Here is a 19,295-nt window from a genome sequence, read left to right on the forward strand (position 1 = left end):
GGATCGGTCAGCGGATGAGCTTCGACAGCTGCTTGAAGTCGTCCGTCCCGGCGATCTTGAGCCAGTCGAAGACGACGGTCTCCGCGGTGGTGATGGTGGCGCCTGCGGCGCGGCAGAGATCGAGGCCGGCGAGCCGGTGGTCGTCGCGGCGGGAGGCGACGCCGTCGAGCGGCACCTGGACCAGGACCCCGCGCGCGGCGAGGTCGCGCACGGTCTGGAAGACGCAGACGTGCGCCTCCACGCCGACGACGATGGCGGCGCGGGGCGCGCGCTCCGTCCACGTGCGCTCGAACTCGGCGGAGCCGCAGGCGGAGAACTCCATCTTGGGGATGACGGGCGCGCCCGCCTGGGCGAGCCGCTCGGCGATGGGCGCGACGGTCCGGCCGAGGCCTGCGGGGTACTGCTCGGTGGCGATGACCGCCGCGCCGAGCCGCCGCGCCGCCTCGATCAGCACCGTGGCCGCGCGGGTCAGCGCGTCCATCTGGGGCGCTGGCATCGCGCCGGCGAGCTTCTCCTGGACGTCGATGACGATGACCGCGCTGTCTGCGGGCTCGATCCTTTGCATGGTGGCTACCTCGTGGCGCGGAAGCTCCTCAGGAACCGGAGCAGGTCGCTCCGCAGGTCGAAGCGGAGGAGCGCCTCGCCGAGCAGGGCGCCGCCGTCTCCGACGAGGACGCCGGGCAGGACGGTCATCGACGTCATGAGATCACCGGGGCGCACGGTCTTCCGGCCGGCGAACGCGCAGCGGCGGCCGTCGTTGGCGGTGAACTCGAAGGAGTAGGGCAGGGTCCCGGTGCGCGCGACGTCGAGGCCGAGCCGCCCGGAGAGGTAGCGGTGGTCGGCGAAGCCTTCGGCGTCGATCTCGCCCTCGATCTCGACCTCGGGCTTGCGCAGGAAGTCGAGGAGGCCGCGCGAGCGCGCGCGGATCGTGAACGACATGGGCCGCTCGTCGGACGGCGAGTCGACCAGGTGGAAGCTCCCGGCCATGGTCTCGCAGAACTCGAAGCCGCGCAGCACGCCTCCGCCCATCACGCCTCCGGGGGCGCGCCGCGTGGCGGCGCCGGCAGCGGCGGGGCGGCCGTCGCCTCCGTGTAGTCCTCGGGCGGGAGCACGAGCCGCTCGACGCGGCGGCCGGAGGCGAGGGCGTCGACGATCTCCGGGACATCGGCGGGGGTCACGCGGCCGTAGAAGTAGCCGTCGGGCTCCACCGCGATGACGGGGCCCGCCCAGCAGACGTCGAGGCAGCTCGCGGAGCAGGCGCGCGCCTCGACCTTCGCGAGGCCCCGCTCGGCGAGCGCGGCCTTGAGCTGCACGTGGATGCCCTCGGCGCCGCGCTGAGCGCAGGAGCCCTTGGGAACACCGTCCGGGCGGCGGTTGACGCAGACGAACAGGTAGCGCTTTCGCTGGGGCACGAGGCGGATCCTCGTGCGTCGCGGGGGCCAGGTCAAGCTGGGCGGGGGAGGGGGGATGCGCCGGGGGGCGCGTCGAGCTTCGCCAGGGGGCGGGTCCGCGGCCGGACGAGCGCACAGATGCTGTGCGCGAGGCATTCTTGGGCCCGGTGGCGTACCGTACTCGGAGGTTGTCGACGATCTTGGCGGTTCAGACTTCTTCGGAACCCCCTTCGTGAAGGGTATCGAGACTGCGTTTTGACAGGAGGCTACCGTGCCACATCCCGGGGGTTTTCATGGCCAAACGTGACTACAGACTCATTCCAATGGTAGCGAGCCACCTTGGTTTGACCCCAGTTCCAGCGCAGTGGACAGGAATCGATGCGGTCCTCCCGATCTTGGAGCGCATGCGCAGCGACGGGGCGATCGTCATCATAAAGCTTGATGGCGGTAGAGGTCCGTCCGATAACGGCCCGTATACTGTCCTTGCTTCCGGTGGGCCTCTCAAGGGCGATTTTGTTCGCGTGGATGTGTCATCGATTGAGCATGGTCTCGCAAAGGTGGTCGTGGAGTATGCGAGAAGGTGTTGGGGGTTCGTTGAACCCTCGTGATCTGCTCGGGGGTTGAACGCCGGCAGGCTCCTCGCGCTCAGGCCCCGGCTTCCGCGGCGCTGCGCGCGCGGTGCCGGCGCAGCGCGAGGTTCACGATCCCGATCGGCGCCACGACGAGCGCCGTCGCGAACCCGAGGACGCCGACCACGAGCCCCGCGAGGCTCGCGAGCGCGAGCCAGAGCACGTCGAGCGCCGCCGGGCTGGAACCGGACGAAGAACCCTCATCGACGCGCATCTCCCTGCGCAGCTCGCCGACCTCTCGATCGAGCAGCTCCTCGAACGGGCGGCCATACAGGCTCTCGCTGCGGCGGCCGCGGAAGAACGCGCGGACCGTCCGGCGCGGGGCCGAGAGCAGCCCCGCGAAGAGGCCGCCCAGGTTGAGCTGCCAGGCCGCCACGAAGCCCTTGCAGCCGGCGCCGAGCTCCCAGGCCGCGATCTCGAACTCGCCGATCGCGTTCGTGTCGTAGCCCGTCAGCACGTGGTGCAGGTCGTGGTAACGCACGGCGCGCACGCGCGCCGGGGTGTTCGGGAACGGGACGGGGAGCGGACCGAGCTTGAAGTCGACCCACGCGTCGCCGTACCCGCCGTCCGCGCCGAAGCGGTTCACCTCGAAGTAGAGCGCCCGCGCCTCCCGCATCGTGAGGCCTTCGTCGTAATGCACCAGAGCCATGGCACCACCCTCGTTCGATGACTTCAGTCACTGACCATGGTCATTCTTCGCGCCCGTTCTGTCAAGGAGATCGCCGCTTGACGCGGAGGCATCCGCGGCAACAGAGTTCCCAGTCGATGAGCAAGGTCATTCCAGGCGCGACGAAACGCCGGAAGCGATCCGCGGCGCCGCGAGCTCCGGTCGCGTCGGCGTCGATCGCGCCGGCCCCCGAGCGCGGCGGGCGCGCCCAGCAGAAGCTCGACACCCGCCGGCGGATCCGGGACGCCGCGTGGGCGCTCTTCACCGAGCTCGGGTACGACGACACGACGACCAAGGCGGTGGCGGAGCGCGCGGAGGTCGCGACGGGGACGGTGTTCGTTCACGCGCGCGACAAGGCCGACCTGCTCATGATGGTGATGCACGACCGGCTCGGCGCCGTGGTCGACGCGGCGTTCGAGGGGCTGCCGCGCAAAGAGCCCCTGCTCCCTCAGCTGCTCCACGTCTTCCAGCGGCTGTTCGCGATGTACGGCGAGCAGCCGCTCGTCTCGCAGGCGTTCGTGAAGGCGTTTCCCGGTGCGTCGGGTCCGAACGGAGAGCGGCTGAACGCGCTCACGTTCGCGTTCCTGCACCGCATCGCGGGCCTCGTGCGCGACGCCCAGGCGCGCGGCGAGGTCGCGGGCGACATCGACCCGCTCGCCGCGGCGCACAACGTGTTCGCCCTCTACTTCGCGGCGCTCCTGTCCTGGCTCAGCGGCTTCGTGACGCTCGGCGCGGCGCTGGATCCTGTGCTGAAGAGCTCCCTCGCCCTCCAGTTCCGAGGGCTCCGGGCGTGAGGCGCCGCCGGCGCGCCGGCGTCAGCGCGCGCCCTGCCGGGGATCGCCGGCGCGGAGCGCGGCGAGCACCTCGGCGTGGGTGCGCGGGTCGCCGGCGGCCACCACGTCACCGGCGCTCGCGGCGTCGAGCGGGCGCCCTTCCCAGTCCGTCATGACCCCTCCGGCGCCGGTGATCACCGGGACGAGCGCCGCGAAATCGTGGAGCTTGAGGCCGTACTCGACGACCACATCGATGCTGCCGCTCGCCACGAGGCCATACTGGTAACAATCCCCGCCGTAGCTCACGAGCTTGGCCCGGGACGCGACCTCCCCGAAGGCGCGGGCCTTCGCCGGCGGGAAGTACTGCGGGCCTGTGGTGGAGAGGCGCGCGAGCGGCAGCCCCGCGCACGCGCGGACGCGCGCCGGCGCGCCGTTCCAGAGCGTCTGCCGGCCCAGGACGCCGAGCCAGCGATCCCCTAGGACGGGCTGATCGATGACGCCGAGCACCGGCCGACCCCGGTGCAGCAGGGCGATGAGCGTGCCGAAGAGCGGCTTGCCCGTGAGGAACGCCTTCGTCCCGTCGATGGGATCGAGCACCCACACGAGCTCCGCCCCCTCGTTCTGGCGGCCGAACTCCTCTCCCACGATCCCGTGGCCCGGGGCGCGCGCGGCAAGGAGCTCGCGTATCGCCGCCTCGGCCTCGCGGTCAGCGACCGTGACAGGGCTCGCGTCCGCCTTGTCGTCGGCCTCGATGCCCTTGCGAAAATAGCGCCGGATCACGGCGCCGCTGGCGTCCGCGAGCCGCTCTGCCAGCTCGACCAGGTCCTGGGAAGGGGTCATCGTCTCCTCCGTGGGCCCTCGAGGCGAGCCTCACGGCGCGATCCCCTACGCGCGCCGCCCGCTCACGGCAACCACCTCGCCTCGCAGCGCCCGGGAGCGAGCGCCGCATCAGGCCGTATCAGGCCGCGTCGCCCACGCGGGCGCCCGACGACAGGCTCGCTCGGAGATACGAGCCCAGCGTGTCCGTGCCCCGCGCGCCCTCCGGGTGGAAGTCGGCCAGCACCGGCCCGTTGTGGGGCATGTCCCGCAGCACGTCGAGCGTGACGTCGACGCCCGCCTCGCGGGCGCGCCGCGCGAGCTCCTGGCCCTCGTCGTGGAGTCGCTCGGCGTCGCCGACCTGGATGAGCAGCGAGGCCAGCCCGTCGAGGCGCGCATGGAGCGGTGACAGCCGGGGATCGTCCAGCGGGGTTTCGCCCGCGAAATCGCGCGCCTGGCGCAAGAGGCCCTCCCGGGTGCCGTAATCGGTCGAGTCGTTCGCGCGCGCCGAGGCGCTGCTCGAGGTGAGGTCGAGCCAGGGAGAGATGAGCGCGGCGCAGCGCGGCTGCGCGCCGCGGTCGCGCAGCGCGAGCTGCGTGACGAGCGCGAGGTTGCCGCCGGCGGAGTCGCCGGCGAGCGCGATCTCCGCCGGCGCATGGCCGCGCTCGACCAGGGCGTCAAAGGCGGCGAGCGCGTCCTCGAGCTGCGCGGGATAGCGGTGCTCCGGCGCGAGCCGGTAGTCGATGCCCACGACGCGGGCGCCGCTCGCCAGCGCGAGCCGCGCCATGAGGTCCGCGTGGGTCCTCGTGGAGCCGAACAGGTACGAGCCGCCGTGGAGGTAGAGGACGACACCGCGCGGCGCCGCGCCCGGAGGCTCGAACCAGACAGCGGGGATGCCCTTCAAGGTGTCGTCCGTGCGCTTCACGCGCCGAACGGCCTTCTGGGAGTACGGGCGCGCGTCGAGCTCGGCCCTGACCTCCGGGTAGGGCCGGTCGAGCAGCTGGATGAAATCGCGGCGGAGAAAGCGGACCACCCACTCGAAGCCGAAGCCCCAGCTCGGGCGCGCAGGCCCCCGGCGGGCGCGTTCGGTCGTGGTCTCCACGAACGCGAGGCCGAACATCTTCATCAGGCGAAGCATCATGGCGGGCATCGTAGCGGACGGCTCCCGCGATCGCGGCGGTCCGTGTCCATGCCGGTCCGAGCGCTGCGCCGTCGCCCCTCTCGGCGAGGCGCGCGTCAGCGCTTCTTCTTCCGCGGATCGCCCCGGAGGATCGGGTACGCCATTAGCAGGCTGAACCAGACCACCAGGAACTTCGGGTCGGTCAGCGTCTCGAACGGGATCTCGAAGCGCTCGTTCGCGGTCGCGGCGGCCTCCGCCTTTCGCTGCTGCGCCTGCGCCACCGCGGGGCTCACGACCTCGATCCGCCTCCCGCCGCTCGCGCCGCTCGCGACGCCCGTGCCGCCGGCCGCGGGCATCTTCGGCAGCAGGGTCCCCTCGGCGATCGCCCTCTCCTCTGGCGTCCGCTCCGTCCTGAGATCCGGATCGATGAGCACCGCCGCCGGCTCGAGCGCCCCGGAGCCCTCGGCGCCGCGCGGCTCCGCGGTCGCGACCCGCGCGTCCTCTTTCTCCGGTCGATCCACCGGGACGAAGCGCGGCGTGACCTCGCCCGGCCTGCGATCGCGGAGCTCGACGGTCACCTGGGTCGGGATGTACAGGCGCCGCATCTCCTCGATCGGGACCACGGTGTCCTTGGCGGAGGCCGGCGGCCCGCCCGCGAGCTCGGGCACCTTCGCGCGCGCCGCGTCGATCGCCGCCTGCTCCGCGGCCATCGCGGCCTTGCAGCTCGGAAGGGACGGATCGAAGTCGAGGCCGGCGGCGCTGGCGTCCCCCTTCCTCCGCTCCTGGGGCGGCGTGCACTCCTCGTAGATGCGCTCCGCGACCTCGTCATCTTCCCGGTGCAGGAGCGCGAGCGGGAGCTCCTTGCGATCGTCGATGCCGTTCGCGACCTCCGGCCGGGCCACGAAGCGGTACCGCACGCGGAGCGCGAGGGTGCGGTGCCCCGCGGCGTCGACGACGGTCACGGCCTCCTTGGCGAAGTTGTCCGTGGTCGCTCCCTGGACCTCGCGCCGGCTCACCATCACCCGGGACTTCCGCAGCCCCGTGAACACCGATCGCGTCTGCGTCCGCACGCGCTCGAGGATCTTGAAATCGCTTGTCCCGGTCGGGACGTAGACATAGCCGTCGAACTGGAGCACAGCGGGCGGACGCTTCACGTCCTGCTCGGCCGTCTTGCTCCGATCGCCGCACCCCGCGAGCGCCAGCATCCCGGCCAGGACGCCGATTGCCGGGAGAACACGGAGTACTGCACGGAGAAGTGCTACCACAACAGATCTCCCCGACGGCGAGGGTGCAACGCCGGTGAATCTAGCTCCGGCGACCTGATGAAGAAACCCTTACCCACCGGAAAAGCCGGGCAGGGATGCGGGGTTCGCGCACAGCGACCTGAACGTGACGACCCGGCGCGCAGATCCCGACCCCGACGCAGGCGTCGGCCCGCGGCCTGGTGTGCCCCTCACCTCGACCGGGGCGGCGCCGCGGCGGCGGGGCCCCGAGCTGGCCGCGGAGCGCGCTCGGAGCGAGGCGACACACCGCGGCGCGTTTTGGGGACGCTCCGCAGCGCTCCGGGGGATTGCCCTTTCGAAAATCGGATCCATTTGGTCGCCGACATGAACACGGAAAGCACGAACCCCGAAACCAGCGGTTCCACGCCCTCTGCCGAGCCTTCGGGTGCGGCTCCGGGCCCGGAGACGCCCGCGTCGACCCCGTCCGAGGAGGCCAAGGCCGCCGGCGCGGTCGAGCTCCCCTTCCAGGCCGAGGTGCAGCAGGTCCTCGCGCTGGTCATCAACTCGCTCTACGCAAACCAGGAGGTCTTCCTCCGCGAGCTCATCTCGAACGCGTCGGACGCGCTCGACAAGGCCCGCTTCCTGGCCCTCACGCGCGAAGGCGTCGCTGAACAAGCCGGCGAGCCCGCGATCCTCATCACGCTCGACGACGCCGCCCATACCCTCACCATCGAGGACAACGGCATCGGGATGACCCGGGACGAGGTGGTGCAGAACCTCGGCACCATCGCCCGCTCGGGGTCGCTGGAGTTCCTGAAGGTCAATGCTGAGGCCGCCAAGCAGAAGAAGGACGGCGGCAAGCTCCAGCTCATCGGCCAGTTCGGCGTCGGCTTCTACGCCGCGTTCATGGTCGCCTCGCGCGTCGACGTGCAGACCCGCTCGATGCTCCCGGGCGCGGAGCCCGTCCTGTGGCGCTCGTCCGGCGCGGGCTCCTTCACCGTGGCCCCCGGCGATCGCGAGCACCCGGGCACGAAGATCGTCCTCCACCTCAAGGAGGACGCGCGCGAGTACACGAAGGCGTGGCGGGTCAAGGACATCATCCGCAAGTACTCGGATTTCGTTCATTTCCCCATCAAGGTGAACGACGAGGTCGCGAACCGCTCGGCCGCGCTCTGGACGCTGCCCAAGTCGCAGATCACCGAGGAGCAGCACGCGGAGTTCTTCCGGCACGTGACCGGCGGCTACGAGGGGGAGAAGCCGCTGCTCACCGTGCACCTGTCGATCGACGCGCCCGTGCAGTTCCACGCCCTTCTCTACGTGCCCGAGAAGGCGCCGGCGGACATGTTCCACAAGGACCGCAGGGGCGTGCGCCTCTACGCGAAGCGGGTCCTCATCGTCGAGGACTGCGACAAGCTGACGCCGATGTACCTGCGCTTCCTGCGCGGCGTCGTCGACTCCGAGGATCTCTCGCTGAACGTCTCGCGCGAGATGCTCCAGGAGAACCGCACGCTCTCCCAGATCGAGCAGCAGATCGTCAAGCAGGTGCTCAAGTCGCTCAAGGACCTCTCCGAGTCGGATCCCGAGCGCTACGCGGCCTTCTGGAAGGAGTTCGGCCGGGTCATCAAGGAAGGGATCACCAACGACTGGAAGAACAAGGACGCGATCGCCGAGCTCTGCAGGTTCGAGTCGATGAACACGGAGGCCGGCAAGGTCATCTCGCTCCGCGACTACGTGGCGAAGATGCCGGAGGCGCAGAAGGAGATCTATTACGTGACGGGGCTCGGCCGCCACGCGGTCGAGCAGAGCCCGCACCTCGAGGCGTTCCGGAAGCGCGGCTACGACGTGCTGTTCCTCGTGGATCCGGTCGACGAGTGGTTCGTGAAGTCGCTGAACGAGTTCGACAAGCGCCGCCTCAAGAGCGTGATGCACGGCGATGTCGACCTCGGCGCCGAGCCGGAGAAGAAGGACCAGCCGGAGGAGTCGGTGGACGCGGCCGTGGCGGCGGTCAAGGCGGCGCTGGGCGACCGGGTGAAGGACGTGCGCGTCTCGCGGCGCCTGACCGACAGCGCGAGCTGCCTCGTCGCCGCCGAGGGGGACCCAGGGGCGAACCTCGAGCGGATCATGAAGCTCATCGACCAGAACACCGAGGAATCCAAGCGGATCCTGGAGCTCAACCCGGGTCACCCGGTGGTGAAGAACCTCAACATCCTGGCGGGGCGCGAGCCCGGCTCGGAGCGGGTGAAGCAGTGGTCCGAGCTCCTCCTCGACCAGGCCCTCCTCGTCGAGGGCGTGGTGCAGGAGCCGGCGAAGCTCGTCCGGCGCATCCAGGACCTGCTCGCGCAGGTCAGCTCCGCCGCAGTCGGACAGCCCTGACGAGCCGCGGTTTCTTGGCCGGGATCGAGCGTCGGTGATAGGCGCGGGACGAGGTCGCCAGATGTCCCGTTTCGCACCACCGGCGCTCGGCCGCCGGGCCTTCCTTCGTGCGCTCGGCGTGGCGGGCGGCGCCTTGGCCGCGCCGGGGCTCTGGGCGCCGGCGACGGCGCTCGCCAGGACGGCCTCCAGGGTGAGAGCCGTCGAGGCGTCGGACATCGGCGTGACGCTGAAGATCGAGCTGTCGAACGCGCCGTTTCCCTGCGACGGGGCTCCCTACCAGGACGCCACGGCGATGGTCTTCGTGCCGGCCCATTACCGCGCGCCGGAGAGCGATGAGCTCGACCTCGTGATCCACTTCCACGGCCACGTCACGACCGCGGAGCGGGCCATCGCGGCGCACAAGCTCCGCGAGCAGCTGCACGAGAGCAAGCAGAACGCGGTGCTCGTGGTGCCGCAGTGCGCGGTGAACGCGGCGGAGTCGCCCCCGGGCAAGCTGGGGCAGAAGGGCGGCCTCCGGCGGCTGTGCGGCGAGCTCGCGTCGGTGCTCGCGGCCCCCTCGGCGCGGCGGGCGCTCGGCGATTGCGCCATCCCGCGGCAGGCCAAGCTCGGGACGCTCTGCCTGTCGGCGCACTCGGGCGGCTACCGCGTCGCGGCCGCGTGCCTGCGCCACGGCGGCTGCGAGGTGAACGAGGTGTACCTGTTCGACGCGCTGTACGGCGAGGTCGACGCGTTCCGCGACTGGGTGCTCGAGCGGAAGGGCCAATCGGGGCGGGAAAGGCACAAGCTCATCAGCCACTTCGTCGCGGGCGACGTGCGGCGGCTCAACCTCGAGCTCGAGCGCGCGCTCGAGGCGCAGGGCGTCGCCTGCCTGCACGAGCGCCGCCCGGGCGAGCTCACGCGCAAGCAGCTCCTGGATGGCCGCGCCATCTTCATCCAGGTCCCGCTCGCGCACAGCGCGGTGACCTTCGAGCAGAACGCGTTCCGCGACTGCCTGTTCGCGTCAGGCCTCCGCCGGCAGCTCCGATCCAGCTGGTTCAAGAAGAAGGACGAGCCGCGCCAGATCGACGTGCGGCGCCGGCCCTGACGTTGTCCCGCCGCCGCGGCGCCGCGTGGGCGAGCGCCAGCCGGTCGTGGCGGCGCGCGTCAGTGCCGGAGCGAGACGTCGGCCAGCGCGAGGCGCGCGTCGTTGATGTACGCGCTGTCCGGGAAGCGGCGGATGAACGACCGCAAGGTCGTCTTCGCGTCGTTCCAGGCCTGGATGTCGAGGAGGCACTCGGCGAGGAGGAAGGTCGCGTCATCCATGACCTCCCGATCGGGCGACGCCTCGGAGAGCGTCATGAGCAGCGGAATCGCGTCGCGCTGCCGGTTCAGCCTGCGGTAGGCGCGCGCCAGGTTGAGGCGGGCCGACGGGGTGTGCGACGCCGTCTCCTTCTGCCGGATCGCGTCCTCGAAGGCGACCGCGGCCTCGTGCCAGCGGCCCGTCCGCATGTGATCGAGGCCCGTCTGGTACGATTTGATCGAGAGCTCCGAGCGCGCCTTGTCGACGGAGTCCGAGAAGAACGCGAGCTCGGCCCGGGTGAGCGGCGCCTTGCGCAGCGCCTCGAAGCCCTCGATCACCTCCTGTCGCCGCTCGGCACGGATGAGCTCGTAGAACGCCGCGGCGTCGCTCTCGGCCTTGGCGCGCGCGTCGCTCCGCTGCTGCATCTCCTTGAGATCGGCCTCGTGCTTCGCGATGCGGTCGCGCGCGCCCTTGGTCTCGGCCTGGACGGCGTCGACGCGTGCGTCCCAGGCGAGCTTGACCACGCCGATCACCACGATCACGAAGAGCAGGTTCGCGCTCGCGCTGTTCCAGAAGGCGCGCCGCTCGTACGCCATCTGGCGCTTGGAGATGCTCTTCAGATCCGCGGCGAGGGCGTTCGTGAGGTTGTTCGTCTTGATGATGAGCCCACGGGATTCCACGATCTCACGCTTGATCTCCCTGAGCTCGTCGTCGAAGTCGTGCATTTTCAGGTCCTGAAACCGTGCCCTGTGCAGGAGGCTGCGCTCGTGCTAAGGGGGCCGCGAACGCGGACCCCCGACCTGTGGGAAGGGGGCCGCGAACGCGGACCCCCGACCTGTGGGAAGAGGGCCGCGTTCGCGGACCCCCGACCCGTGGAAGGGGCCGCGGACGCGGACCCCCGAGCCGCGCCAGGGTGCCGCGGACGCGGATCCCAGGCCTCGCCGACAGGCCGCCCTTACGCTACCAGGAAGCTCTCCCCATGGACACAAGCGACATCCGAAAAGGCCTCAAGTTTATGGTCGACGGCCAGCCCTACTCGGTCATCGACTTCCAGTTCGTCAAGCCGGGAAAGGGGCAGGCGTTCACCCGCGTCAAGATCCGGAACATGGCGACGGGCGCCGTGCTCGAGCGCACGTACAAATCGGGCGAGAAGCTGGAGCCGGCAGACGTGGAGGAGCGCAGCCTCCAGTACATCTATCCGGAGGGCACCGACTTCGTGTTCATGGACGCGGCGACCGGCGAGCAGCTCACGGTCCCCGGCGACAAGATCGGCGATGACTCCAAGTGGCTGAGCGACGGGATGTCGATCGACGTGACCCTGTTCAACGGGCTGCCGATCGGCGTCAGCATGCCCCCGCACGTGGTGCTCCAGATCGTGAGCAGCGAGCCGGGCGTCAAGGGCGACACGGCGAGCGGCGCCACCAAGCCCGCCACGGTGTCGACGGGCGCGACCGTCAACGTTCCGCTCTTCGTGAAGGAGGGCGAGTGGATCAAGATCGACACGGCCGACGGCAAGTACCTGGAGCGCGTCAACAAGGGCTGATTCCCGGCTGACCCCCGGGGTCCACGGGCCGACGGGGGTCACTTCGCCTCGAAGATCACTGCAGCCGCGCCGGCGACGCACGCGACGCGGGCTCCTCCGTTGGCCGGCGCGCACGCCGTCGCCTGCGCGAGGTCGTTGCCTGTCCAGAGGCGCGCTGCGCCGCCCGCGGTCGCCACAAGGAGCCCGCCGGCGGCGGGGACCGCCAGCGTGGCGCCGTCCGGCGACCGCGCCGCGCCCTGAGGCGCGGGCGTGGTGAGCGGGAACGACAGCGCAGACGAGGCCGGCGCGGCCGCCCGCAGGTCGATCGAGAGCAGCGCTGCGCCGAGGGCGATGTCGAAGCCGCGCTCGGACGCGGCGAGCGGAACGAAGGGCAGGCGCTCGGTCCCGGCGCAGCGCTCGGGCGCAGCCGCGCCGGGCCGGGCGCGAGGCCCCTGGCCGCGGAGCAGCGGGAGCGGGACCTCCATCTCGCCGACGGCATCGGGCGAGCTGCGGAAGAGCGCGAGCAAGGTGGGCGCGTCGCAGCGCCGCTCGACGGCGACGAGCTCCGCGGGCCCGGCGTGGACGGCGGCGGGCCAGGGAGGGATGTCCGTCGCGGACTCGGCGGAGGTCGCCGGGTCGACGCGGACGACGCCCTGCGCGGTGCGGACCAGCAGGGCGCCGCTCGCCTCGAACGCGAGCGGGCCGAAGGCGCCGGTCCTGGTCGGCTGCGGGGCAGCGGCGGTGCGGTACACGGCGGCGGCTGTCGCCGGCGGCGCGAGCTTCGCGAGGAGCTTGCCGTCCTCCTTGGTGCGCGCCTCGGCGCCGCCGCGGTCGAGCGCCGCGATGGCCGCGAGCGGCGCGCCCCGCGTGGACGCCGCGACCGCCTCGGCGTGGTCGATGGCGGCCGCGAGCCCCGGCTCGCCGCAGCGCACCGGGCCAGCGCCCGTCCAGACGAGCGCCTCGCCGGCGCGCGTGGCGTCGCGGCCGGCGGTCGCTCCAGCGCCGCTGGCGGCGTCGGCGCAGAGGGCGGCGTGGAACCGGCGCAGCCGCTGGGCGGAGGCGGCCACGGCCGGCGCTGTCGACTTGCCGCGCGCGTCCCGGAGCAGGGAGGCGGCGAGGGCGCGCAGCGCCTCGCCGGGCTGGGCCGCGTCGCGCGAGAGGCCGGCGGGGCGATCCAGGAAGACCAGCGGGGCGCGGACCCCGGACGCGGCGCCCGCCGCCGCGGGGAACGGGCGCAGGGCGCCTTCGATTCCGACCGAGACGATGAGATCGTCGCGGCCGTCCGCGTCACGGTCGGCGACCTCGAGGGAGGCGGAGAGCGCTTCCTCCGCAGGCGGCGCGCGGAGGCGGAGCTCCAGGGCGAGCTCCGGCGGCGCGCCCGCGCCCGCGGCGGGCCCGGGGAGGCGGATCACGGCGATCCAGCGCGTGGCGCCCGCGCCCGCGGCGCCGCGGTGAGCGCCGCCGCACTGCGGGGCGAAATCGAAGGCGAGCGCGGAGGGGCCAATCTGGCTGAGGCCGACGCGCGGGGTGCACCCCTGCGCGTCGAGATCGCCGGGGAGCGCGGTGAGCGTGCGCAGCGCCTGCGGCCGCGCGGCGGGCGCAAGCAGGAGCTCGCCGCGCAGGCCGTCGGGCGACCGCGCCCAGGCGACGAGATCGCGCGCGCCGTCCCCGTCGACGTCGAGGAGGAGCCCGGTCTCGAACGTGCGCCCCGTCGGCGCCGCGGCCACGGCGCCGCCCTCGAGCGGCCATTGCTTGCCCCCTTCTGGCGCCGGGACGCTCGGCACGACCGCGAACCGAGGCGCTGCGGCGTCCGGCGCGCCGGCGTCGGCCTCGGGGCCGGCCGTCTCCGCGCCAGGGCCGACGCCGCTCAGCGGGGGCGGGGAGCCGGAGGGCGTCGCCGAGCCGAGCGTGTAGGGCGTGTAGGGCCTGGAGCTCGGGCAGCCATCGCAGCCGGCGGCGGCGAGGAGCGGGAGCAGGGCGCGGAGGAGCTTCGAGCAGGATCGATCGGGCATCGCGGGCGGACCCGTCGGCGCACCGGTGTGCGGCGGGCGGCGCAGGCGTAGCACGGGCGGCGGGCGGGCGTCGTGGAGCCGGCGCGCCATCCAACCGCGCGCCGGATGGCGCGGGTGCGCCTTTCGGAGTAGCTTGATCGAGGGTAGATGAGCGGGCCGAAGCCTCCCAGGGCCGTCGAAGGCGAAGACTATTACCTCGAGGGAGGCCGGGTGGTTTTCACGGAGGCGTATCACCTGAAACGGGGATACTGCTGTAACTCCAAGTGCCGCCACTGCCCTTACCGGGAGAAGGCGCCGGCAGAGTCGATCACCGTCGCGCTGCCTCGGCTGAAGCTCCCCTGACGCCGGCGCAGCGGTCGAGCCTCCGCGGCGGATCGCGGCGAGCGGCGCCATGCAACGTGCCGCCGTGACGGTATCGCAGGAGCTGTTGCGCACGCGCGCCGGCGTCCCGCGATGACCTCTGGGCGGCAATCCGTCTGCGGTTGATGACGGGCGGAGAGCCCCGGCGCACCATGAATGTCGGTTGATCCGGATTGCGTGAAGCGTCTAGGATTTCGCGCCCACATTCGCGCAGGAGCTCCTATGCGTCGCAGTCTTCACCCTCTGCTCTGCTGCCTCTTGCTCTCCGTGCCGATCGGCTGCGACGCCACGTCGGCGAACAGACCGCCGTCCCACGATCCGCCGACGGAGCAGCCGAGCGCGGACACGGACGGTGATGGGATCAGCGACGCGGTTGAAGGGCGCGACGATGCGGTCGACACGGATCGCGACGGTCAGCCGGATTTCGAGGACACCGACTCCGACGGCGACGGGCTGTCGGACAAGATCGAGGGCGCCCCCTTCCCAGGGGAAGCGGAGCCGCCTGACAGCGACGGCGACGGCGTGCCGGATTATCGCGACGAGGACTCCGACAACAACGGGCTGCCCGACGAGGACGACGGCGACGGCGATCGCGACGGCGATGGAACCGCCGATTATGTGGATCCCGACGATGACGGCGACGGCCTCCTGGATGTGGTCGAGATCGGGTCGGACCCGCTCGATCCGGTGAACACCGACGGCGACAGGTGGCCTGATTTCCGCGACAGGGACTCCGACGACGACGATATCCTGGACCGGTTCGAGAGAGAGCTCGACGCCGACGGCGACGAGATCCCGGCGTTTCGAGATCTCGACTCGGACGATGACTGCCGGCCCGATTCGATCGAGCGCGGCGACGGCGATCCCGAGCGGCCGCCCGTCGACAGCGACATGGATGGCGGCGGCGATTTCCTCGACCTGGACAGCGACAACGACGGCCTGCTCGACGAGCTCGAGGACGTCAACTGCGACGGCGTGCTCGACCCGGGCGAGTCCAGCACCGCGAGCGAGGACACGGACGAGGACGGCGTGAACGACCTCATCGAGCAGGCCGCCGGCACGGACCCGAACGACGACCTGGACAACCCGCGGGAGAGCGGGGACTTCGTGTTCATCGTGCCTTATCAGGGCCGCCCGGATCCGGCGCAGGACACGCTGGATTTCTCGACCAACATCTCGCAGGCCGACGTGGTGTTCGGGATGGACACCACCGCGACCATGGGCGGCCAGATCAACAATCTGAAGGGCGCGCTCCAGGAGATGATCGTTCAGCTCGCCGAGGAGATCCCGAACATCGGCATCGGGGTGACTCAGTACAAGGACTTCCCGATCGACTCCTACGGGGGCCCCGACGACCAGCCGTTCTACCTGGAGCACCGGGTGATGAGCGTCCTCACGCCGGAAGGGCGCGAGTCGGTGCAGGACGCGGTGAACGACCTCAAGGCCGATGCCGGCGGCGATATCCCGGAGAGCGGCTGGGAGGCTCTTTATCAGATCGCGACCGGGGCGGGCACGAACAAGGGCGGCGCCGACGTGCCCATGTTCAATCCGCTGACCGCTCCGCCGGGCATGATCCCGGCGGGCGAGACGGTCGGGACCATCGGTGGCGTGGGCTTCCGCTTTGGCTCGCTGCCCATCGTGGTGATCATCACCGACACGCCGAGCCACAACGGGACGCTCATACAGCACAACTACTCCAGGGCCAGGGTGGAGTCGCCGACCCATGTGCAGGCGCTGCAGGCGTTGACCGGCGTGGGAGGCCGCCTCATCGGCATGGTGGCCTCCAATTCGGTCGACGCGCAAGCCGACCTGACGGCCGGCGCGGTGGCGACGGGCTCGGTGGTCCCGCCGGCGGCGTGGGGACCGGAGGGCACGCGCCCGCCGCGGTGCGCGGTGGGACAGTGCTGCATCGGCGAGAACGGGAGCGGCGTGACGATGGAGAACGGCAAGTGCCCGCTCGTGTTCCGGGTCGCCAGCAGCGGCGCCGGGCTGAACCTGGCTGTCGTGCAGGCGATCAAGGTGCTCACGACCTATGTCACGCTCGACATCTCGGCGGCGGCGGTGGCAGACGAGACCGACGCGGTCGACGCCGCGAGCGCGTTCATCGACAAGATCATCGCGAACAACAACGCTCCTGAGCCCTGCACCACCGGCCTCAGGGTCATCGACAAGAACGTCGATGGCGTCGCGGATACCTATACCAACGTGTTCCCCGGGCCCACGGTCTGCTTCGACGTGATCCCGAAGACCAACGTCTCGGTGCCTCCGACGACGGAGCCGCAGGTGTTCACGGCGAACATCGTCGTCACCGGCGACAGCGTGACCACGCTCAGCACCCGCAAGGTCTTCTTCCTCGTCCCGCCGGAGATCCCGGTGCCCCCCATCGACTGATGATCACCCGGCGCTCGCGGCGCCCGGGAGCCGCCGAGAGGGCTCGGCGGCTCCCTGGAGGCCCGGCGAGGCCTGTTCCACGCGGCACGCATCATGGGCAACGACTCTGTCAGCAGGGAGGGGGCGGCGACGTCCGGCGAGGGCCGCGGCGCGGCGCTCTGGGAGCTCGCGCGGCTCTTCTTCCGGCTGGGCGCCACGGCCTTCGGCGGCCCCGCGGCCCATGTGGCCATGATGGAGGACGAGGTGGTCCGTCGGCGCGGCTGGATGACGCGCGAGGACTTCCTCGATCTCTATGGTGCCACGAACCTCATCCCGGGACCCAGCTCGACCGAGCTTGCGATCCACATCGGGCATCGCCGGGCGGGCTGGGCGGGCCTGCTCGTGGCCGGAGGGTGCTTCATCGTGCCGGCGGCGCTCATCACGCTCGGGTTCGCGTGGGGCTATGTCCGGTTCGGCGCGGTGCCGGAGATGTCGGCGCTCCTCTACGGGGTGAAGCCGGTGATCATCGCGGTCGTGGCCCAGGCGCTCTGGGGTCTCGGCCGCGCCGGGCTGCGCTCGCCGCGCTCGCTCGGCCTCGCGGCGCTCTGCGCGGGCGCGAGCCTCTTCGGGATCCACGAGCTCGCGGTCCTGGCCGGCGCGGGCGTGCTCGCCGTCTCGCACCGGCTCGCGGCCGGGCGCCCCGCGGGCCCGTCTCCCGGCGCGGCGGCCGTCGCCGTCCCGGTCCCGCTCGCCGGCGGCGCCGCCGTCGCTGGCGGCGCCGCCGCGACGGCCGCTGCGGTGGGCGCGCCGTTCGGGCTCCTGCCGCTGTTCCTGTTCTTCGCCAAGGTGGGCTCGGTCCTCTTCGGGAGTGGTTATGTGCTCCTCGCGTTTCTCCGCGCCGATCTCGTCGAGCGATACCGGTGGATGACGGAGGCGCAGCTGCTCGACGCGGTGGCGGTCGGCCAGGTGACGCCCGGCCCCGTCTTCACGGCGGCCACCTTCATCGGTTATCTCCTGGGCCGCGTCCCGGGCGCGCTGGTCGCCACGGCGGGCATCTTCCTTCCTGCGTTCTTCTTCGTCGCGCTGAGCGGACCGCTGATCCCCCGCGTCCGCCGTTCCGCCGTGGCCTCGGCCTTCCTGGACGGCGTGAACGCGGCGTCGCTCGCCCTGATGGCGGTCGTCTCGTTCCGCCTCGCCCGCGCGGCGGTGGTCGATTGGCTCACGGGCGCTCTGGCCATCGCGGCAGCGCTCCTGCTCATCCGGTACCGCGTGAGCTCGCTCTGGCTCATCCTGGCCGGCGCCGTCATCGGCGTCGCGTCGGTTCACCTCTGAACCGGCGCCCCTCGCTGTTCCGGCCCCTTCTCGCCGCTCTCGCGCCCGGAGATCAGCCCGGGAGCCCTCTCCCCGCTACCTGGCGGGCGATCGCAAGGAAGACGGCTCGTCCGCGGCCACCAGCGCCGTCCCGGGCCCGATGTAGAACGCGTTGCCTCGCCAGGCGACCCGCCGGTTCGAATACGCGTTCAGCCAGCAGAAGAACCAGCACAGCGTCCGGAGCGGCTCCACCGCCACCAGCGCCAGGTTGGAGCGCGTCGGGCGCAGCATCTTCAAGGCCAGGAAGGTCCCCAGGCTCTGCAGCGTCCAGGCGAACAGCCACATCTCCAGCGCGAGGCCCGACGGGTTGAGCAGCAACGTGAGCCACGCGATGAGCAGCGGCGAGTTGAACGGCTCCGCCGCGAAGCAGAGCGGAACGAGCGTGCGCCGCATCTTCGCCCAGCGGGTGTGTCGATCCAGCATGCGCGTGAGAGAGCAGCTCGTGTTGCGGTTCTCGATCGGATCCAGGCAGAGATCGACCACGAACCCGCACGCGCTGAAGCGCTGTCCGAGCATGTCGTCCTCCGCCAGCACGTGGGCCACGCTCTCGAACCCGCCCACCCGCGCGAGATCGACCCGCCGCATCGCCATCGATTTGCCCACGCTGATCGACCGCCCCGCGAGCTCGGCGGCGGCGACGACCCCGGGCGCGATGAACGCCCCGAGCTGCGCGTTCTCGACCACCGCGCCGAGCGTCCGCTCCCCCGTGCCCACGACAACGCTCGAGACGAGCCCCACGCCGGGCCGCATCAAGATCGACAGCAGCGAGCGGAGGTAGTCTGGACGGACACACACGTTCGCGTCCGAGATGACGAGGACGCTGCCCTCGGCTCTGCGCTCGAGCTCGAGGAGCTGCGCCACCTTCGGATTCAACGCCTCGCTCGGATCCGTCAGGCAGAGCCGCGCCTTCACCTCGGGGTGCGCCGCAATGAAGGCCTGGATCACCGGCACAGCCCGGTCTTCGCGCGAGGCGACGCCGAAGACGATCTCGTAACAGGGGTAATCCAGCCGGGCGAAGGATTCGAGGTTGTCGGCGAGCCCGTCGTCGACGCCCGCGACGGGCTTGAGGATGCTGACGAACGGGGTCGCCCCCGACGGCCGCCACGCTTGGACCGGCGCCACGAGCCGGTGCCGCGCGATCCTCCAGAGGAAGGAGGCCTGGATCGTCGCGTAGATGGTGGATGACAGCGCCGTCGGCGCGACCGTCGCCAAATCTCCCCAATCCATGGATGGCTATGCTGATCGAAACGCGTGGCGTCTCGATGGCCGGACCGCAAACCCAGCGCTGACTTTTCGCGACCGAGGCGTGACAGGCCCTCATCGCCCATGACACACCGTGATGGCCGGTACGAACTCGAGGGTTTACACAGGATCCGTCGCCGACACACG

At 71.4% G+C, this 19,295-nt stretch carries 17 protein-coding genes; 7 read left to right on the forward strand and 10 right to left on the reverse strand.

Annotated elements, in window-relative coordinates:
- Positions 1 to 7: 7 nt before the first annotated feature.
- The 4 genes from WME79_RS49700 to WME79_RS49715 form a co-directional block, all read right to left on the reverse strand.
- The gene (locus WME79_RS49700) at positions 8 to 565 is read right to left on the reverse strand and encodes an isochorismatase family protein (protein ID WP_437530305.1); all 558 of its coding nucleotides are present in this window, start codon (positions 563 to 565) and stop codon (positions 8 to 10) included.
- Positions 566 to 570: 5 nt separating this feature from the next.
- Positions 571 to 1,029 (reverse strand): hypothetical protein, encoded by a 459-nt coding sequence (locus tag WME79_RS49705; RefSeq protein WP_437530308.1) that lies wholly within the window; start codon positions 1,027 to 1,029, stop codon positions 571 to 573.
- Positions 1,029 to 1,412, reverse strand: coding sequence for a (2Fe-2S) ferredoxin domain-containing protein (locus WME79_RS49710; protein ID WP_437326762.1), 384 nt, complete (start codon positions 1,410 to 1,412; stop codon positions 1,029 to 1,031). Before WME79_RS49710 ends, WME79_RS49705 begins: the two co-directional genes overlap by 1 nt.
- A gap of 624 nt (positions 1,413 to 2,036) precedes the next feature.
- Complete coding sequence (locus tag WME79_RS49715) at positions 2,037 to 2,669, reverse strand: hypothetical protein (RefSeq protein WP_437530311.1); 633 nt, start codon at positions 2,667 to 2,669, stop codon at positions 2,037 to 2,039.
- Positions 2,670 to 2,785: 116 nt separating this feature from the next.
- On the opposite strand from WME79_RS49715, the gene WME79_RS49720 reads away from it, so the two are divergent.
- Complete coding sequence (locus tag WME79_RS49720) at positions 2,786 to 3,481, forward strand: TetR/AcrR family transcriptional regulator (protein ID WP_437530314.1); 696 nt, start codon at positions 2,786 to 2,788, stop codon at positions 3,479 to 3,481.
- Between the two features lie 21 nt (positions 3,482 to 3,502).
- Here WME79_RS49720 and hisN read toward each other — a convergent pair whose 3' ends face one another.
- The 3 genes from hisN to WME79_RS49735 all read right to left on the reverse strand — a co-directional run bounded on the left by hisN (position 3,503) and on the right by WME79_RS49735 (position 6,601).
- Positions 3,503 to 4,300: a histidinol-phosphatase gene (gene hisN / locus WME79_RS49725; protein ID WP_437530316.1), complete on the reverse strand. Its 798-nt coding sequence runs from the start codon at positions 4,298 to 4,300 to the stop codon at positions 3,503 to 3,505.
- Positions 4,301 to 4,418: 118 nt separating this feature from the next.
- Entirely contained in the window at positions 4,419 to 5,417 is a 999-nt protein-coding gene (locus WME79_RS49730; RefSeq protein ID WP_437530319.1) for an alpha/beta hydrolase, read from the reverse strand.
- A 95-nt stretch (positions 5,418 to 5,512) separates the two neighbouring features.
- Positions 5,513 to 6,601: a hypothetical protein gene (locus tag WME79_RS49735; protein ID WP_437530322.1), complete on the reverse strand. Its 1,089-nt coding sequence runs from the start codon at positions 6,599 to 6,601 to the stop codon at positions 5,513 to 5,515.
- A gap of 402 nt (positions 6,602 to 7,003) precedes the next feature.
- Here WME79_RS49735 and htpG point away from each other — a divergent pair, with 402 nt between their 5' ends.
- A complete protein-coding gene (htpG, locus tag WME79_RS49740) occupies positions 7,004 to 8,992 on the forward strand; it encodes a molecular chaperone HtpG (RefSeq protein ID WP_437530325.1) in 1,989 nt (662 codons plus the stop codon).
- A gap of 61 nt (positions 8,993 to 9,053) precedes the next feature.
- Complete coding sequence (locus WME79_RS49745) at positions 9,054 to 10,076, forward strand: hypothetical protein (protein WP_437530328.1); 1,023 nt, start codon at positions 9,054 to 9,056, stop codon at positions 10,074 to 10,076.
- Between the two features lie 59 nt (positions 10,077 to 10,135).
- On the opposite strand, the gene WME79_RS49750 is transcribed toward WME79_RS49745, so the two are convergent.
- Positions 10,136 to 10,996, reverse strand: coding sequence for a tetratricopeptide repeat protein (locus WME79_RS49750; protein ID WP_272096939.1), 861 nt, complete (start codon positions 10,994 to 10,996; stop codon positions 10,136 to 10,138).
- 254 nt (positions 10,997 to 11,250) lie between these two features.
- Here WME79_RS49750 and efp point away from each other — a divergent pair, with 254 nt between their 5' ends.
- Positions 11,251 to 11,814 carry an elongation factor P gene (gene efp / locus WME79_RS49755; protein WP_437530333.1) on the forward strand — a complete coding sequence of 188 codons (564 nt, stop codon included), beginning with the start codon at positions 11,251 to 11,253 and terminating at the stop codon, positions 11,812 to 11,814.
- Positions 11,815 to 11,852: 38 nt separating this feature from the next.
- On the opposite strand, the gene WME79_RS49760 is transcribed toward efp, so the two are convergent.
- On the reverse strand, positions 11,853 to 13,805 hold the full coding sequence (locus tag WME79_RS49760) for a hypothetical protein (RefSeq protein WP_437530336.1): 1,953 nt from the start codon (positions 13,803 to 13,805) through the stop codon (positions 11,853 to 11,855).
- Between the two features lie 147 nt (positions 13,806 to 13,952).
- Between WME79_RS49760 and WME79_RS49765 the strand changes: the two genes are divergently transcribed.
- The 3 genes from WME79_RS49765 (at position 13,953) to chrA (ending at position 17,867) form a co-directional block, all read left to right on the forward strand.
- Positions 13,953 to 14,147, forward strand: a complete 195-nt coding sequence (locus WME79_RS49765; RefSeq protein ID WP_437530338.1) for a DUF5522 domain-containing protein — start codon at positions 13,953 to 13,955, stop codon at positions 14,145 to 14,147.
- A gap of 240 nt (positions 14,148 to 14,387) precedes the next feature.
- On the forward strand, positions 14,388 to 16,556 hold the full coding sequence (locus WME79_RS49770) for a VWA domain-containing protein (RefSeq protein WP_437530341.1): 2,169 nt from the start codon (positions 14,388 to 14,390) through the stop codon (positions 16,554 to 16,556).
- A gap of 93 nt (positions 16,557 to 16,649) precedes the next feature.
- Positions 16,650 to 17,867 (forward strand): chromate efflux transporter, encoded by a 1,218-nt coding sequence (gene chrA / locus WME79_RS49775; protein ID WP_437530344.1) that lies wholly within the window; start codon positions 16,650 to 16,652, stop codon positions 17,865 to 17,867.
- A gap of 75 nt (positions 17,868 to 17,942) precedes the next feature.
- Here the strand turns inward: chrA and WME79_RS49780 are convergent, their stop codons facing one another.
- Positions 17,943 to 19,133 (reverse strand): glycosyltransferase, encoded by a 1,191-nt coding sequence (locus WME79_RS49780; protein WP_437530346.1) that lies wholly within the window; start codon positions 19,131 to 19,133, stop codon positions 17,943 to 17,945.
- Positions 19,134 to 19,295 lie beyond the last annotated feature (162 nt).

Origin of the sequence: Sorangium sp. So ce726 (assembly GCF_051521405.1) — a bacterium.
Lineage (GTDB): Bacteria > Myxococcota_A > Polyangia > Polyangiales > Polyangiaceae > Sorangium.